Source organism: Bacillus sp. EA-CB0995 (assembly GCF_055814245.1).
Genome location: NZ_CP169269.1, coordinates 3,934,940 through 3,950,531, shown reverse-complemented (window position 1 = coordinate 3,950,531; position 15,592 = coordinate 3,934,940). Strand labels below are relative to the sequence as shown.

At 37.8% G+C, this 15,592-nt stretch carries 17 protein-coding genes; 13 read left to right on the top strand and 4 right to left on the bottom strand.

Translation table 11 applies throughout. The annotated features are described in order from the left end of the window. The first annotated feature begins 31 nt into the window (after window positions 1–31). Window positions 32–382, top strand: a complete 351-nt coding sequence (locus tag ACEWFJ_RS20275) for a YlbF/YmcA family competence regulator (RefSeq protein WP_473689713.1) — start codon at window positions 32–34, stop codon at window positions 380–382. 152 nt (window positions 383–534) lie between these two features. Here ACEWFJ_RS20275 and ACEWFJ_RS20270 read toward each other — a convergent pair whose 3' ends face one another. Both ACEWFJ_RS20270 and ACEWFJ_RS20265 read right to left on the bottom strand, forming a co-directional pair. Further along, window positions 535–1,149, bottom strand: a complete 615-nt coding sequence (locus ACEWFJ_RS20270) for a DNA-3-methyladenine glycosylase (RefSeq protein ID WP_473689712.1) — start codon at window positions 1,147–1,149, stop codon at window positions 535–537. Between the two features lie 85 nt (window positions 1,150–1,234). After that, the gene (locus tag ACEWFJ_RS20265) at window positions 1,235–1,780 is read right to left on the bottom strand and encodes an NADPH-dependent FMN reductase (RefSeq protein ID WP_473689711.1); all 546 of its coding nucleotides are present in this window, start codon (window positions 1,778–1,780) and stop codon (window positions 1,235–1,237) included. 166 nt (window positions 1,781–1,946) lie between these two features. Between ACEWFJ_RS20265 and ACEWFJ_RS20260 the strand changes: the two genes are divergently transcribed. Further along, window positions 1,947–2,819, top strand: coding sequence for a Cof-type HAD-IIB family hydrolase (locus ACEWFJ_RS20260; protein WP_098308264.1), 873 nt, complete (start codon window positions 1,947–1,949; stop codon window positions 2,817–2,819). A 440-nt stretch (window positions 2,820–3,259) separates the two neighbouring features. Continuing rightward, window positions 3,260–4,168, top strand: a complete 909-nt coding sequence (locus ACEWFJ_RS20255) for an alpha/beta fold hydrolase (RefSeq protein WP_429718078.1) — start codon at window positions 3,260–3,262, stop codon at window positions 4,166–4,168. 319 nt (window positions 4,169–4,487) lie between these two features. Here ACEWFJ_RS20255 and ACEWFJ_RS20250 read toward each other — a convergent pair whose 3' ends face one another. Next, window positions 4,488–4,928, bottom strand: coding sequence for a YaiI/YqxD family protein (locus ACEWFJ_RS20250; RefSeq protein WP_473689710.1), 441 nt, complete (start codon window positions 4,926–4,928; stop codon window positions 4,488–4,490). Between the two features lie 342 nt (window positions 4,929–5,270). Between ACEWFJ_RS20250 and ACEWFJ_RS20245 the strand changes: the two genes are divergently transcribed. From ACEWFJ_RS20245 to ACEWFJ_RS20215, 7 genes are all read left to right on the top strand, one after another. Beyond that, the gene (locus tag ACEWFJ_RS20245) at window positions 5,271–6,761 is read left to right on the top strand and encodes a coproporphyrinogen III oxidase (RefSeq protein ID WP_473689709.1); all 1,491 of its coding nucleotides are present in this window, start codon (window positions 5,271–5,273) and stop codon (window positions 6,759–6,761) included. Window positions 6,762–7,006: 245 nt separating this feature from the next. Beyond that, window positions 7,007–8,566: a fatty acid--CoA ligase gene (locus ACEWFJ_RS20240; protein ID WP_473689708.1), complete on the top strand. Its 1,560-nt coding sequence runs from the start codon at window positions 7,007–7,009 to the stop codon at window positions 8,564–8,566. 241 nt (window positions 8,567–8,807) lie between these two features. After that, window positions 8,808–9,473: a PspA/IM30 family protein gene (locus ACEWFJ_RS20235; RefSeq protein ID WP_440604507.1), complete on the top strand. Its 666-nt coding sequence runs from the start codon at window positions 8,808–8,810 to the stop codon at window positions 9,471–9,473. A 108-nt stretch (window positions 9,474–9,581) separates the two neighbouring features. Further along, window positions 9,582–9,986 (top strand): DUF350 domain-containing protein, encoded by a 405-nt coding sequence (locus tag ACEWFJ_RS20230; protein ID WP_098308276.1) that lies wholly within the window; start codon window positions 9,582–9,584, stop codon window positions 9,984–9,986. A gap of 25 nt (window positions 9,987–10,011) precedes the next feature. Further along, the gene (locus tag ACEWFJ_RS20225) at window positions 10,012–10,518 is read left to right on the top strand and encodes a DUF4178 domain-containing protein (protein ID WP_473689707.1); all 507 of its coding nucleotides are present in this window, start codon (window positions 10,012–10,014) and stop codon (window positions 10,516–10,518) included. Window positions 10,519–10,530: 12 nt separating this feature from the next. Further along, complete coding sequence (locus tag ACEWFJ_RS20220) at window positions 10,531–11,343, top strand: DUF4247 domain-containing protein (protein WP_098308280.1); 813 nt, start codon at window positions 10,531–10,533, stop codon at window positions 11,341–11,343. A gap of 152 nt (window positions 11,344–11,495) precedes the next feature. After that, window positions 11,496–12,185, top strand: a complete 690-nt coding sequence (locus ACEWFJ_RS20215; RefSeq protein ID WP_473689706.1) for a pseudouridine synthase — start codon at window positions 11,496–11,498, stop codon at window positions 12,183–12,185. 137 nt (window positions 12,186–12,322) lie between these two features. Here ACEWFJ_RS20215 and ACEWFJ_RS20210 read toward each other — a convergent pair whose 3' ends face one another. Further along, a complete protein-coding gene (locus ACEWFJ_RS20210; protein WP_473689705.1) occupies window positions 12,323–12,796 on the bottom strand; it encodes a hypothetical protein in 474 nt (157 codons plus the stop codon). 342 nt (window positions 12,797–13,138) lie between these two features. Here ACEWFJ_RS20210 and ACEWFJ_RS20205 point away from each other — a divergent pair, with 342 nt between their 5' ends. The 3 genes from ACEWFJ_RS20205 (at window position 13,139) to ACEWFJ_RS20195 (ending at window position 15,555) form a co-directional block, all read left to right on the top strand. Continuing rightward, window positions 13,139–13,927 carry an enoyl-CoA hydratase gene (locus tag ACEWFJ_RS20205; protein ID WP_473689704.1) on the top strand — a complete coding sequence of 263 codons (789 nt, stop codon included), beginning with the start codon at window positions 13,139–13,141 and terminating at the stop codon, window positions 13,925–13,927. A 107-nt stretch (window positions 13,928–14,034) separates the two neighbouring features. Further along, window positions 14,035–14,361, top strand: a complete 327-nt coding sequence (locus tag ACEWFJ_RS20200) for a nucleoside triphosphate pyrophosphohydrolase (protein ID WP_429717046.1) — start codon at window positions 14,035–14,037, stop codon at window positions 14,359–14,361. Window positions 14,362–14,505: 144 nt separating this feature from the next. Then, entirely contained in the window at window positions 14,506–15,555 is a 1,050-nt protein-coding gene (locus ACEWFJ_RS20195) for a M42 family metallopeptidase (protein WP_473689703.1), read from the top strand. Window positions 15,556–15,592 lie beyond the last annotated feature (37 nt).

Sequence of the window (15,592 nt, the reverse complement as noted above, 5' to 3'; positions counted from 1 at the left end):
ATTGTATCACATTGCAAGGAGGATATATATAATGGCAAAAAACATGCATGATGTTGCTTATGAATTACAAAACGTAATTACAGAAAATCCAGATTTTCAAGCATTAAAAGTGAGCTATGCAGAAGTGCAAGCAGATGCAGATGCGAAACAACTATTTGATCGTTTCCGTATGATGCAAATGGAGCTTCAGCAAAAAATGATGCAAGGTGAGCAATTAACAGAAGAAGACAATCAAAAGGCGCAAGCAGTTGTAGCAGTAGTACAACAAAATGTAAAAATTACAAACTTAATGCAAGCAGAGCAACGTCTGAATATCTTAATCGGCGATTTAAATAAAATCATCATGAAGCCGCTTGAAGACTTATATAACGCATTCATGTAATCATATGAAAGAGGCACTTCCTGATTAACTAGGAAGTGCCCTTTTTATCCCGCATTAACGGGCAGTAAGACCCCCACCTCAAGATTGAGAGAGAAGCGAAGAAGCTAGGTGGGGGATGAAAAACCCTCCACTGATGGAAGTTTCCCGTTATTTCATTTAGAAACAAAGGGATGACCTTGAAAGTAAAACCGCCACGGATAGTGCACTGCTTCTTCTGCGTAATCAATATTAATGCGGGGACCTGCAGTAATGTCGTATGTATGAGAAAGGGGCTTGTCTGGAGTAACTCGTTCAACATATAACTCATCACTCGTAAGCATCAATCCTTTTTGCTCTAATGTAATTCCCATTGCTTTACATAGCTTGCCAGGTCCATTTGTTAAGTTTTTAAACTGCGATTTTGTAATATCTGTTGTCCCGTATCTTGCTTGCTTCATATCTTCAATACCTTCTACTGGTTCTAATGCCCGAATTAACACTCCTTGTGGTATACCTTCCGGTGCCGTAATAATATTAAAGCAATGATACATGCCATAAATGAGATATACATAAGCATGGGCAGGAGCCCCGTACATAATTTCTGTTCGTTCTGTGCGGCGACCGCCATAGCTATGTGCTGCTTTATCATCAGGTCCTTTATATGCTTCTACTTCTACAATGATTCCGCTTCGCTTTACTCCATTAACAACGTGAACGAGCTTATGCCCAAGCAATCGCTTCGCAACGTCTAATGTATCGCCTTCATACCAAGAAAGTGGCCATTTCATTTAGCAAATTCCTTTCGTAAGACTTTAAATGAGTAAAGCAGCATCCTTTCGTATGGATGCTGCTTAAAATGAATTGTTTGATAAATCAATCATGTAATTCTTGCAGTATACCATGAATGAGAGAAATAAGGTTTTGTTTTGTTTGTTCATCTGTGACTGTAGCATCATTATTAAATTTAGTTCCAACAGATGGAATGAGAACCGATCCATTTTGAACAATAGTAACATCCAACATACCTAGTGTAAGTAGTAAAGATTCATGTGCCTTGTCTCCGCCGGTAATTGATGGAGAAGCTGTTATAACAGCCACTGGTTTTTTGTAAAGTTCAGCTGATGAGACAAGCCATTCTAATGCGTTTTTTAAGACTCCAGGTATACCTTTTGCGTACTCTGGTGTGCAGATAATGAGCGCATGCGCTTCAGCTAGTGTCTTTCGAAAATCTTCAACAACAGTTGGTGCCTGAATGCGATCAATATCTGGATTAAAATGAGGAAGTTCTTGTATTCCGTTATAAATATTATAATCAATATTTTCGGGAATAAACGCTGCTAAAGTTTTTAAGATATTGGTGTTGGAGGAACCTTCTCGAATGCTTCCGGAAATAGCTATTATCCTTTTGCAGTTACCCATATAATCACCTCTACAAACAGAATATGCCCTTAACTAGAAAGAAATCAAAAATATTGAATGATTTTATTGCAAACATATTATACAAATTCGCACTCGTTCTAATTAACAGTATCGTCTCATAAGTTAATAATAGAAAAGTGCAGCTAAGAAGAGGAGGTACTTCATCATGATTTATCGTTTACTAGCTCTTAATATAGATGGAACACTCTTACTTCCAAATGGGAAATTACAAAAAGGAACGCGTGAAGCGATTGAATTTGTGAAGAGAAAAGGTGTATATGTTACGCTATTTACGAATCGAAATTTTCAATCCGCTCATAAAATAGCAAAATCATTAAAATTAAATTCTATATTAGTGACGCATGGCGGTGCATTTATTTCATCTTCATTAGATAAACCGTTAATTCAAAAACGATTATCTGAAGAAGTGACATTTAATATTGTACAGGTGCTTGAACATTTTGAATGTAACATTCGCATTTCTCATGAAAGATTTTCGATTGGAAATCGGCAGCAGCATACGCCAAATTTAATTGCACGAACAGTCTTATCAACTTCTGATCCGTTATTTTACCCGGTTCAATTTGTAGATTCACTCGGTGATGCACTTCGCGATCAACCGGTAGCTGCACCGAAAATTGATGTTACATTTGCGACTCAAAGTGAAAAGCAGCGTGCGCTCACAACCTTACAAAAAGCATTTGAAAATGTCCATTTTGTAGAATGCGGGAAAGAACAAATCGAAATATTACCGCCTCATGTATCGAAATTACGCGGGTTGCAATTATTGGGAGAGCATCTTGACATTGAATTAAAAGAAATGGTAGCAATTGGAGATAGCCTGGAAGATTTAGATGTTATCGAAAGCGTTGGATTAGGGGTAGCGATGGGGAATGCTCCGATTGCTTTAAAGAAAGCAGCCGATTGGATTACACGCTCAAATAATGAAAACGGTGTGCAATATATGATTAAAGAACATTTTCGAAAGCAGTTTCCAATTAAGTTTTTGAACAATCATACACAAATGAAGAGATGGTAAATAAAAACCTCAGGCGAATACCTGAGGTTTTTCTAATATATAGTGTGGATTTGAAATAAAGTCACGAAGTTTATAAAAAAGAAGCGATGTTTTGAATAAAGACAAGATGTTCATAAAAAAGTTACGATGTTTTCGCCTTTGGATATTTTTGTCTGAAGGGGTACTATCATCTCTCTTTGGGTAATGCGTCGCCTTCATCCTAGCTGGATCTTGATGGCTGTTGCGCTCATTCTGACCATCTTGGGACTAACGCTAGGTTAGACTCTAGTACCCCCTTATTTGATATGCAACTGATGACAATCAAGAAATATATGAAGCATTTTCTAAATCGTTAAACCAAAGTGCGTTTTGGCCTGAAGAAGATAAATTTTTAATGGGTTATTGTGATGATTATATTGATAGAGCTCATCAATATTTTTGTCAAAAGAGGAGGAGTTAAAATGAAGAGAGATGATAACAAGATTGGTCACTTTACATCTAAAGAAGGGAAGGAAGACTTTCAAATTGCTTACGATGAATCAATGGCACTTCTTCCAAAGCCTAACGAAACGAAAGATATAAAAACGAAATACGGCACAGTTCGTGCTTATTACTTTACTAAAGAGGAAAACAAACATAAAGATCCAATACTCTTACTCCCTGGCCGTGGTGCATCTACTCCAATGTGGGTACCAAATTTAGAAGGGCTAAGGGAGGAAAGACCAGTTTACACGATAGATTTACTTGGTGAACCTGGTATGAGTGTGCAAATGAAGGTGATTGAAAACCAAAAGCAACAAGCAGAATGGTTAAATGAAGCGATTGAAGGATTAGGTTTAGAAAAAGTGCATATCGTGGGTGTCTCAGTTGGTGGTTGGACAACAATGAATTTGGCCAGATATAATCCAGAGCATATTGCTTCGGCTAGTTTATTGGACCCAGTCTTTGTATTTGCACAAATGCCCATAAAGATGATTCTTGCATCTATTCCAGCTTCCGTACCTGTTGTACCTAAGTTTATAAGAGAAAAGATGTTAAGCTATGTTTCTGGAGGAGCAAAAGCAAATGACGATGAGCCTATTGCTAAATTAATCGAGTCGGGTATGCGTAATTATAAACTTAAAACCCCAGCACCTGATCTATTTACTAAAGAGGATTTAAAGAATATCAATGTTCCAGTTCTTGCATTAATGGCTGAAAAAAGTACAATGCACGATTCAGCAAAAGCAGTTGAAACTGGGAAAAAATATGTTAAAGATATCGATATCGTTAACTGGAAAAATGCATCTCACGCAATCAATGGTGAGTTCTCTAACGAAGTTAATGCTAAAATCCTTGATTTTGTAGAACAACATTCTAATGACAACTAAGTTGAGAGTGGCAATATGTTGTAATAACAGCTTACATTATCACTTCTTTTTAATAATCGGAGTAAAAAATATACAGATATCCACTGTACGATTAGATTCTTTATTCAACAAACGGGCGCAATTCAGCAAAAAGAATTGTGCTCTTTCTTTTTGTTAAGGGCCCTTTTGTGGAATAACACTTAATGAGAGAATTAGGGAATTTTTGTTAAAGTAAATAGAGAAGATTGTGAAGAACTGTACTTAAGCTAACGGGACAGATTAGTTTAATATTTGGACAATTTATTTTTCTAGGTTTTTCTTAAAAATGGATGGTTCTTTTTTAACGTGAAATCGCTCTTTTAAAAAGCCCCTTAAATTTCTCCCTATCTTCTGATGTAAATGGTTTTGGCCCCTTTGTACGCTTTCCGCTTTTTCGAGCCATTGCACTCAAATAACGTGTTTGTAATAATTGGTCAATGTTTTCATTTGTATAGCTAGACCCATTATGGTGAAGTACTGCACACCCTTTTGCTAAACCTAGCGAAGCAAGACCATAATCTTGCGTAACGATTATATCTCCTTTTTCTGCTAACTTCATAATCCGATAATCCGCAGCATCTGCTCCAGAATCAACATAAATGGTTTCCACTCCTGATGGTTGTTCCCTATTAGAAAAATGAGAAAAGCTAGTAACAAGGATAACAGGAATTTCAGCATTCGTACCTTCAGAGATAATGATATCTTTTACCGGACAAGCATCTGCATCAACATAAATTTTCATCTTAACCTCTCCCCGTAAATAAGTTTGAGTTGATGATAATGGCAAATTTAGCCTTTGTCAAACGATAAAGATGGTTTACCTAAAATTATTTTAAAAAAGTTATTCCATTAAAGGGCGCAATTGTGGAGCAATACAGGCAGAAAAAGGCCCTGACCGCTTCTAAGTATGGCCAGACGCTCTCGCTCCCCCTAAAAGAAAGGTTTTATTTCGGTGTTTCAATTTGTATTCATCTAGTTTAAAATGTTCCTAAAAATTAGAAGTCCCATCCCCAATAGTTCTTTATTGACCTCCTATTAGCCTTCAAGTAAACTAAAGGAAGTTTGAAAATAGAAAAGGTGATGATTGTTGTTAATTTCAATTAAAACGTTACAAGATGATCGTTTTTTACGTCCGCTGCAAAATATTAGCGGCTTATTTTTTGAAGAAAGTACGGTAGCATTTGAAAAAGAAGATGCAAATATCATTGTTGATATAAATATAGAAGGAAATGTGTCAGCTTCTGCTCGTTTAACGGAAATCGCGACAGGAAACGTGTATGAAGAAACGTTTTCTAAAGATTTATCGTCCTTTACGGAAGAAAAAGAACGTATGAAGCAAGTGAAGCATGTCGTGTCTTATGTATATCTGTCTGTTCTCCAGCAGTTAACAGGTGTGGAGCAAAAGTGGGGAATCTTAACAGGTGTGCGCCCAACGAAGCTTCTTCATAAAATGTTGCAAAGCGGTATGACAAAAGAGGAAGCTCATAACGAACTTCGTGAAAGTTATTTAATTCATGATGAGAAAATTGAGCTTATGCAGCGTATTGTTGATTGCCAACTTGCTGTTGTGCCAGATTTATATCGTTTAAAAGAAGAAGTAAGTATTTATATTGGTATTCCGTTTTGCCCAACAAAATGTGCATACTGTACATTCCCAGCTTATGCGATTAATGGACGCCAAGGATCTGTTGATTCATTCTTAGGCGGCTTGCATTATGAAGTTCGTGAAATCGGTAAGTTTTTAAAAGAAAAAGGCGTGAAAGTAACGACGATTTACTATGGCGGCGGTACGCCAACAAGTATTACAGCAGAAGAAATGGACATGCTGTATGAAGAAATGTATGAGTCGTTCCCAGATGTCAAACAAGTTCGTGAAGTAACGGTAGAAGCAGGACGTCCAGATACAATTACACCAGAGAAGTTAGAGGTGTTAAATAAATGGAATATCGACCGAATTAGTATTAATCCACAGTCGTATCATCAAGAAACGCTAAAAGCAATTGGACGTCATCATACAGTAGAAGAAACAATTGAAAAGTACCATCTTGCTCGCGAAATGGGTATGAACAATATTAATATGGATTTGATTATCGGTCTTCCGGGTGAAGGATTAGACATCTTTAAACATACACTAGCAGAAACAGAAAAGCTTATGCCAGAATCGTTAACGGTGCATACATTATCCTTTAAGCGTGCTTCTGAAATGACGCAAAATAAGCGTAAATATAAAGTGGCAGGCCGTGAAGAGATTACAGCGATGATGCATGAAGCAGAAGAGTGGACGAAAGAGCATAATTACGTACCGTATTATTTATATCGTCAAAAGAATATTTTAGGTAACTTAGAGAACGTTGGTTATGCAATGCCAAGTCAAGAAAGCATTTATAACATTGTTATTATGGAAGAAGTGCAGTCTATCATTGGTCTTGGCTGCGGTGCATCAAGTAAATTTGTTCATCCAAAGACGGGTGCCATTACACACTTTGCTAACCCAAAAGATCCAAAATCGTATAATGATGGTTATGTGAAGTATACAGAAGATAAACTTAAAATTTTACAAGAGTTATTCGGATAAGAAGCTGCCAGTTTGGCAGTTTCTTTTTTTATCCCGCTATTCGTGGGCAGTAAGACCCCTCAAGATTGAGAGAAAGGCGAAGAAGCTAGGTGGGGGATAAAGAAAACCCCCACTGATGGAAGTTTCACTTTATTATGTAAAACGCTGTCGAGAAAAATCAGAAAAAAGAAGTAAAAATTAGCAGGAGATGTCTAATTGTGAACGAAATCATAAAATTATGAAAATTTTAAGGGGGAAGATGCGACATGTATATGACTATTGGCAGAATTTTTGACCTAGCTGTGCAAAAATATCCACAAAAAGAAGCGTTAGTAGAACCTGCAAAAAACATTCGCTGGACATATAAACAGTGGGATAATGTGGTAAATAAAACTGCACATGCACTACTTGCAGAAGGAGTAAGAAAAGGGGACCGCGTTTCCGTTTACTTATATAATTCACATGAATTTGTAACAGTTTACCTAGCTTGTACGAAGATTGGCGCCATCTTTAATCCAATCAATTTCCGTTTAAAAGCAAAAGAAGTTTCCTACATATTGCAAGATGCTTCCTCTAAAGTTGTTGTGTTTGAAAAAGAAGTTGAATCAACAATTTCTATGATTGAACGTGATTTTCCGCATACTTCATTTTGGTGCATTGAAGATGATGCGCCATCTTATGCGGCTTCTTATCATGAAAAAGTAAACGAAGCAAAGGCAGAACCAATCGACATTGAAGTTGATGAAATGGACTATTGCTCTATGCTATATACGAGCGGTACGACTGGGAATCCAAAAGGCGTGCTGCATCGCCACCGGGACATGGCTGAGCATAGTATGCTTTGTACGTATTATATAAAATATACACGTGATAGCGTAGGATTAATTGTAGCACCGCTATATCATTGCGGTGAATTAAACGCTGGTTTTCTGCCGCGCATTCAAGTTGGTGGGAAAAATGTTATTTTACATCATTTTGATACGAAAACAGTGTTAGACACAATTCAAGAAGAAAAAATTACAACGTTCTTTGCAGCACCGACAATGTGGAACATGTTGCTGCAAGAAGATTTAACAAAATATGATTTAACCTCAATGAAGATAGGGGTTTACGGCGGAGCGGCAATGGCGCCGGCGCTTGTGAAAGAATGTAAAGAACGTCTTTATATCGACCTTGTGCAAATTTATGGGATGACAGAGTTCGGACCTGTTGTAGCGTTTCTTGTAGAAGAAGATCAACTTACAAAAGCAGGATCAGCAGGGACACCTTGCTTTAGCCATGAAGTGCGCATCGTGAAGTCAAAGGAAGATGAACCATCAGAACCAGACGATGTACTTGAGCCTTACGAAGTTGGAGAAATTATTTTACGCGGACCAACTATGATGGCTGGATATTATAACCGCGAAGAGGCAAATGAAAAAGCAATGTATAAAGGTTGGTATCATTCCGGTGATCTTGGCTATTTCGATAAAGATGGTTATTTATACGTGGCGGACCGTGTTGATGATATGGTCATTAGCGGGGGTGTGAACGTTTATCCGCGTGAAATTGAAGACTTCTTGCATAGCCATGATGGTATTCTAGATGTTGCTGTACTTGGAGAACCAGATGAATTATGGGGAGAACGTGTAGTAGCGGTAGTTGTGAAGAAAGACGAGTCATTAACAGCAGAGGAGTTAGATCGTTATTGTAAGGAAAGTGATGAATTAGCCGACTACAAACGCCCTCGTCATTATATATTTGCGAAAGAACTTCCGCGTAATGCGAGCGGGAAATTGCAAAAGTTTGTGTTGCGTGAATCTTTGAAGGAAGCGAAGAAGTCATAGGATAAAGTGAAACTTCCATTAGTGGGGGCATCCCCTACTAATGGAAAGCCCTCATCAATCGGGCTCTTACTGCCCCAAAAAGCACAGTTTAATTTTGAAACTGTGCTTTTACTGTTGATTTTGTTATAATAAACACATGTTTTTGAAAATGTGAATATTCTTACTTTGTAGTAATATTTCCGTTTTGTGTTGACTGCAATTGAATTTGAATTGTTATTTCATTCATAGGAGGGATTTTTTTATGTCTATGTTTAAAAGATTGCGCGATTTAACGATGTCAAATGTATATGCATTGATTGAAAAGGCTGAAGATCCAATTAAGATGACAGATCAATATTTACGTGATATGCAAGAAGATGTAGAGGAAGCGGAGAAGAGTGTAGCTGCTCAAATCGCACTTGAGAAAAAGTTCAAATTATTATACGAAGAACAATCTGCACTCGTAACGAAGCGCGAGGAGCAAGCGCATATGGCTGTACAGGCAAACAACATTGATCTTGCGCGCCGTGCTTTAGAGGAAAAGAAAACTGCAGAACAAAAGATGAATGAGTATAAAACGAGTTATGAACAAAATAAGCTGGCAGCTGATAATCTTCGTGCAAAGTTAGAAGAGATGCGTAAGCAATTAACGGAATTAAAGAACAAACGTGAAACGCTTGTTGCAAGAGTGAACGCAGCGAATGCGCAAAAGAATATTAATAAGGCGATGTCTGGATTTGATTCCAATACAGCAAAAGCAGGTTTAAGCCGTATGGAGGAAAAAGCTCTTCAACTGGAAGCAGAAGCAGAAGCAAGCGGTGAAATATACAAAAAAGAAAAGTCGTTAGATGAAGAGTTTGCGAATATGAATAGAGATAAGCAGGTAGAAGATGAGTTAGCTCGTATTATGAAGCAGTACGAGAAATAATTGGTTTAAAAGACATTATAGAAAATTTATTTGAAGAACCGACATGTCGTAAGGAGTGGATAATGTCGGTTTTCTATTTTTACTTAAAATAGTTAAGGAGGATTTGTAATGACATGGATGAATATTGCGGCAATGTTTGTATGGACGCTGTCAGGTGCTGTTCTTTTGTTTGTGCTCATGTGGATAGATTCTATTTTTACTAAATATAAAGATTTAGCCGAGATAAAAAAAGGAAATATTGCTGTAACGACTCGTTTTGTCATGAAACTTTTTGCACAAGGATATATTTTGTCACAGTCGATTTTGAAATCAAACGATTTATGGCAAGCTTTATTGGCCTCTGTTGTTTCTTTTGTTATCTTATTTATTTTAGAAAGGTTAGTAGAATTCATTTTGAAGAAGATAGCTGGCTTAGATTTAGAGGAAGGGACTGTGCAAGGAAAAGTTGCTCATGCGCTTTTAGCAGGTTCATTGCATATCGTTGGTGCTCTCATTTTAGCAGCGTGTCTTTAAAAATCAGAAGCGGAGGGGATAGCTCTTGAGTTTATTTAAACGTATTAAAAATATATTGAAAAGTCCTGAACCTGTTAAGTCTGAGAAAAGTGTACTGTCTTTAAATTCTGGGGATATTCTTGAGGTGTCTTTGGTCACTTATGAAATTATAGGAAAAACACGTATGCATGAACGAAGCGAGATTTTCTTAACATTGCAGGACGGAAATACGATTCGTTATTTAAAGGTTGAAAATCGCGAAAAGGTCTATTATGAATTATATACACCAATTGATGGGCGATTGGATTCTTTTAACGAAATTCCTACTACAATTGAAATGGATGATTTAGAGTATTATCTGGAAGAACAATATTCTTGCCGGGCATCTATCACCGGAAAAACACCGTTTGCAGTATCTGGCGAACAACATGTTTGGGAGTTTCAATCTGACAACCGTAAATTGCTCAGAATTGAATGGCAAGAAGGGCGCACAATGATGTACGAAGGAGAAACAATTCTTACGGCAGATGTACAAATCATACGGGCGACGTAAGGGGGTGCAATCATGTTAAAACGACTGTTTACCATGATGAAAGCCTCCATCGGATTTACCATCGCTGCTTCTATTGTATTCATAATCGCTCTTTTCACTTTGTCAGGTTGCGATAATGACAAAGAGGTGAAAGATCTTTATCCATTAGAATCAGTTTTAAAAGAAGGAAAGCAAGAATCATATGTATATAGGGCTGCGAATGAATCTGTTCCTGACATAGCAAAAAAACTGGCCGATCAAAAAAAGCCAGAGCAAATGTCTAAAGAAGATGATAACCAAATGTTTCTTGTATATCCTGATGAGTGGTACAACATTCAGAAGGATAAGGAGAAACCATCCGATACATTAATTGAAGTAAGTAATGAGGAGTTTGTTCGCCAAAATTATCAGCCGTCTTTTTTAGAAGGTTACATTGTAGGAAGTATAGTCAGTAATTTATTTGATTCTCATAAATCGTATCATGGCGATTACCGCGGGTATACAAGTCGAAAAACGTATAAACCGATAATTGATTACCGTCCGCCTACTGCGCAAGAGAAAAAAACGCTGCCGCCACTAACAAAACAAGGTACTGGCTCTATCATTAAGAGAAGTGACAAAGTAAATGATTCCGGTACATCTGTGGGAAGTGAAGGTAGTGTTACGAAGAAAAAGGAGCAAACTGTTCCACCGTCTGAGCAGAATAAAGGGAAAATCATTAAATCACCTGATAAACCAAGTGGTTCAGACGTTAAACCGAAGTCATCTATCACTACTCCTCCAAAAAACACATCTCCTCCGAAAACGAGAGTTGGAGGTTCTGGAAAAATTACGAAGAGACGGTAAAGTAAAACTTCCATCAGTGCGGGATAAATTAGAAATATGATAAAACACACACCCATTGGTTATGGCGTTGTGTGTTTTTTTGTAATATGCACTTATGATAGAATGTTGAAAGTGCTAGCATATGTGAATTGCAAATAGGAAAGGGATTTTGCATGAGAATTAATAAATTCATTAGTGAAACGGGTTATTATTCAAGAAGAGAAACGAATCGCCTTATCGATGCAAAGCGAATTACCGTTAATGGAGAGATTTGTGAACCAGGGCGAGAGGTAGAGCCTGGTGACATTGTACTTGTTGATGGGAAGCCAATTCCAACTAAGAAACACCATATTTATATTGCTTTAAACAAACCTGTAGGTATTACTTGTACAGCGGCGAAGCATATAGAAGGAAATATTATTGATTTTGTTAATTATCCAGAGCGCATTTTTCCGATTGGCCGCTTAGATAAAGCGTCGCAAGGATTAATTTTAATGACAAATGATGGTGATATCGTAAATAAAATGATGCGCTCTGAGTATGGTCATGAAAAAGAGTATATTGTAACGGTGGATAAGCCATTTGACGATGCTTTCTTAGAAGGAATGGCCGGTGGTGTAACAATTCGCGACGGAAAAACAAATCCGTGTAACATATATCGCATAAGTGATTGCGTATTCCGCATTATTCTGACACAAGGAATGAACCGTCAAATTCGCCGCATGTGCCGAGCATTCGGCTATACAGTTACTCGATTAGAACGTATTCGGATTATGAATATTGTAGTAGATGGCATTGAGACAGGACAGTGGCGCGACCTTACTGAGGAAGAGTTGAGTGAGCTCCTTGCATTGCTAGGATAAAGTGAAACTTCCATCAGTGGGGGGCATCCCCTACCTATCTTCTTCGTTTCTCTCTGCATCTTGAGTGGGGGTCTTACTGCCCGTTAATGCGGGATAAATAAGAAAGACGCTCTTCCTACTCGGAAAGAGCGTCTTTCTTATTTACGTGTAAATCCTTCTTCATCAAGGTATTGTGCCGCTTCTTTGTAAGAGTTAAATGTGCCGTCTAAATTTAGTCCAGCATAAACGTTCCACATATCTTCATCTTCTTTTTTAAGAGTTAGTATGTGCTTGTCTTCGTTGATCCACTCTTCCTCTTGGAAATTCTCAGTAAGTGTGATTTCTTCTACTGGTTCTTGTGAAAGGGCATCAAGTGATTTTTCAAGTAATGAGCGAAGTTCTTCCGCTGAAAAATCACGGATGTTAACCATTCCTTTATCGTTCGTTTTGTAGCCTTTCAGATGCCCGGCATATACGAAGCCGTTTCCATTTGGGTGTAAATGGTACACAACGTTCTTTTTGTCTAGGAGACTTTCTTCATAATGAAAGTTAATTCGGCCTAGGGATACATTTTTTCTTTCTAGCTCTGGGAATGATTCAATAATCGTTAATTTTTCTTCAAAAGTTAGCATAGGGTCCTCCATGATTGTAATGAATGTAATGGTTCATTATACCACGAAAGAATATAAATAGAGAAAGTTACTGAATCTGTTAATTTGGCAGGTTGTGTGTTCTCCCGCATTAACGGACAGTAAGCCTCTCATTGATGGAAGTTTCACTTTATGCTTTTAAAAAGCTTGTTTCTTGTCAGAAGAGTTATTAGTACGAGATGCGTTTCTGCTATCTTATATAGCATTGTTGTGATTTGAGACAAAATTTATGTTAATTTGACGGAAAATTAAGAAAAAAGAAGGTTTTTGAAATCCCTTTCTGTAATTATATAAGTATAACAGATTGAGAAGGAGAGGGAATGTATGACAGTTTCAAGCAAGGCAGAATCAGTAATTGTAAAATATGAAGGACGGTTTGCGACAATTATGTTAAATCGTCCGCAAGTGTTAAATGCGTTAGATGAGCAGACGTTAAAAGAATTATTACAAAAGTTAAAAGAAGTGGCTGAAAGCTCCGTTCATGTCGTTGTGCTATGCGGAAACGGCCGTGGTTTTTCTGCGGGCGGCGATATTAAGTCGATGTTATCAAGCGGTGACGAAAGTGCATTTGAAGGCATTATGAATACCATTTCCGAAATTATTGTGACGCTTTATACAATGCCAAAGCTTGTTATTAGTGCAATTCATGGCCCGACGGCAGGCCTTGGACTCAGCATTGCATTAACAGCTGATTACGTAATGGCTGATATTTCCTCCATTATTGCGATGAACTTTATTGGAATCGCTTTAATTCCAGATGGTGGTGGACATTTCTTTTTACAAAAGCGCCTTGGAGAGCATGTCGCAAAAGAAATCATTTGGGAAGGAAAGAAATTATCAGCAACGGAAGCACTTGAAATCGGCATGATTGATGAAGTGATCGGTGAGAACTTCCAAGATGCTGTGAAACAAAAAATCAATGAATGGCTGCAAAAACCAATTGGCGCAATGATTCAAACGAAGCAAATCTTAGCAGAAGTGAACCGCTCCTCGTTAGAACAAACACTTCAGCTTGAAAAACGCGGCCAATATGCAATGAGAAAAACAGCGGATCATAAAGAGGGCATTACAGCATTTTTAGAGAAACGTGCCCCGGTTTTTAAAGGGCAATAAAAGTTTTATAGAATAAGAAAGTGTTAACACATTTTTTTAGTATAATGGTGTTAGCACTTTTTTCTTGAATAATAGAAGGAGATATAGAAGAAAATGGAGGTGTTCTCATGTCAGTTTATAATAAAGTAGTACGCGACCGTGTACCAGAAATGATTTTAATGTCTGGTAAAACATATACATCAAAAAAATTAAGTAAACAAGAATACATACAAGAATTATCGAAAATTGGAATAGAAGAAATGCGTGAATTTGCGTCCATGCAAGACCGTGAGCATGCATTAGATTCTTTAGCCGATGCCTTAGAAGTTATTAAAGCAATGGCGCAAGCAGAAGGCGTAACGCTAGAGGACGTTGAGCGCATTCGCAAAGAGAAAGAAGCAGAGCGCGGTGGATTTGAAAAAGGTGTATATTTAGTAGAAGTGAGTGAAGAGTAGAAGGCATCGCAGTATATGCGATGCCTTTTATTCTTCTATTCGCGGGCAGTAAGACTCCCACTGATGGAAGGTTCGCTTTATTTCTATTTCATCGCTTTTCCATTATACTGAATATTGGAAAGAAAAAAGAGAGGGGAAAAACATATGGTACATAACGCAAAAGATACGATGCAGCTCATTAAACAGCTCGTTTCAATCCCAAGTCCGTCTGGAAATACAAATACAATTATTCGTTTCATTGAGGACTACGTAAAAGAGTGGAATGTAGAAACGAAGCGCAACAATAAAGGCGGCCTTATTATAACGTTAAAAGGGGAAGATGATACGAAACAACGTCTACTCACTGCTCACGTTGACACATTAGGCGCCATGGTAAAAGAAATAAAAGCAGACGGACGCCTGCGACTATCAATGATTGGCGGTTTTCGCTGGAATGCTGTTGAAGGAGAATATTGTGAAATCGAAATAGCAAGCGGTAAAACGTATACCGGCACAATTTTAATACATCAAACATCCGTACACGTATACAAAAACGCAGGCGAAGAAAAACGTGACGAAAAAAATATTGAAGTACGTATTGACGAGCGCGTATCTTCACCAGAAGAAGTACGTGAACTAGGCATCGAAGTAGGCGACTTCGTATCATTCGACCCGCGCGTTCAAATGACAGACAGCGGCTACATCAAATCTCGTCACCTAGATGACAAAGCGAGCGTTGCTATTTTACTTCAATTGATTAAAAGATTACAAGATGAAAACATTACGCTACCATACACAACACATTTCTTGATCTCTAACAATGAAGAAATTGGTTACGGCGGTAACTCTAATATTCCAGAAGAAACAGTAGAATACCTTGCGGTGGATATGGGGGCACTTGGCGATGGACAAGCATCAGATGAATATACAGTATCAATCTGTGCAAAAGACTCTAGTGGCCCATATCATTACGCAATGCGTAAACATTTAGTCGAACTTGCGAAAGCAAATAACATTGAATATAAAGTAGATATTTACCCATTCTATGGATCTGACGCTTCAGCAGCGATTCGTGCCGGAGCAGATGTGAAACACGGACTAATTGGTCCTGGCATTGATGCATCACATGCTTATGAGCGTACGCATGAAACATCAATTGCGCATACGGAGGCGCTTGTTTATGCGTATGTATTGTCGGAGATGGTGGGGGAGTAATATTTGAAAGAAATATAGAGTAAGTCAAAAGTGAAAG

What these genes read in the sequence shown, in the direction of transcription:
- ACEWFJ_RS20255 (WP_429718078.1), top strand. Translation starts at nt 3,260, where the DNA reads ATGAAGAGAGATGATAACAAGATTGGTCACTTTACATCTAAAGAAGGG.
- ACEWFJ_RS20250 (WP_473689710.1), bottom strand. Translation starts at nt 4,928, where the DNA reads ATGAAAATTTATGTTGATGCAGATGCTTGTCCGGTAAAAGATATCATT.
- ACEWFJ_RS20200 (WP_429717046.1), top strand. Translation starts at nt 14,035, where the DNA reads ATGTCAGTTTATAATAAAGTAGTACGCGACCGTGTACCAGAAATGATT.
- ACEWFJ_RS20270 (WP_473689712.1), bottom strand. Translation starts at nt 1,149, where the DNA reads ATGAAATGGCCACTTTCTTGGTATGAAGGCGATACATTAGACGTTGCG.
- ACEWFJ_RS20265 (WP_473689711.1), bottom strand. Translation starts at nt 1,780, where the DNA reads ATGGGTAACTGCAAAAGGATAATAGCTATTTCCGGAAGCATTCGAGAA.
- ACEWFJ_RS20210 (WP_473689705.1), bottom strand. Translation starts at nt 12,796, where the DNA reads ATGCTAACTTTTGAAGAAAAATTAACGATTATTGAATCATTCCCAGAG.
- ACEWFJ_RS20215 (WP_473689706.1), top strand. Translation starts at nt 11,496, where the DNA reads ATGAGAATTAATAAATTCATTAGTGAAACGGGTTATTATTCAAGAAGA.
- ACEWFJ_RS20260 (WP_098308264.1), top strand. Translation starts at nt 1,947, where the DNA reads ATGATTTATCGTTTACTAGCTCTTAATATAGATGGAACACTCTTACTT.
- ACEWFJ_RS20240 (WP_473689708.1), top strand. Translation starts at nt 7,007, where the DNA reads ATGTATATGACTATTGGCAGAATTTTTGACCTAGCTGTGCAAAAATAT.
- ACEWFJ_RS20235 (WP_440604507.1), top strand. Translation starts at nt 8,808, where the DNA reads ATGTCTATGTTTAAAAGATTGCGCGATTTAACGATGTCAAATGTATAT.
- ACEWFJ_RS20230 (WP_098308276.1), top strand. Translation starts at nt 9,582, where the DNA reads ATGACATGGATGAATATTGCGGCAATGTTTGTATGGACGCTGTCAGGT.
- ACEWFJ_RS20205 (WP_473689704.1), top strand. Translation starts at nt 13,139, where the DNA reads ATGACAGTTTCAAGCAAGGCAGAATCAGTAATTGTAAAATATGAAGGA.
- ACEWFJ_RS20220 (WP_098308280.1), top strand. Translation starts at nt 10,531, where the DNA reads ATGTTAAAACGACTGTTTACCATGATGAAAGCCTCCATCGGATTTACC.
- ACEWFJ_RS20195 (WP_473689703.1), top strand. Translation starts at nt 14,506, where the DNA reads ATGGTACATAACGCAAAAGATACGATGCAGCTCATTAAACAGCTCGTT.
- ACEWFJ_RS20275 (WP_473689713.1), top strand. Translation starts at nt 32, where the DNA reads ATGGCAAAAAACATGCATGATGTTGCTTATGAATTACAAAACGTAATT.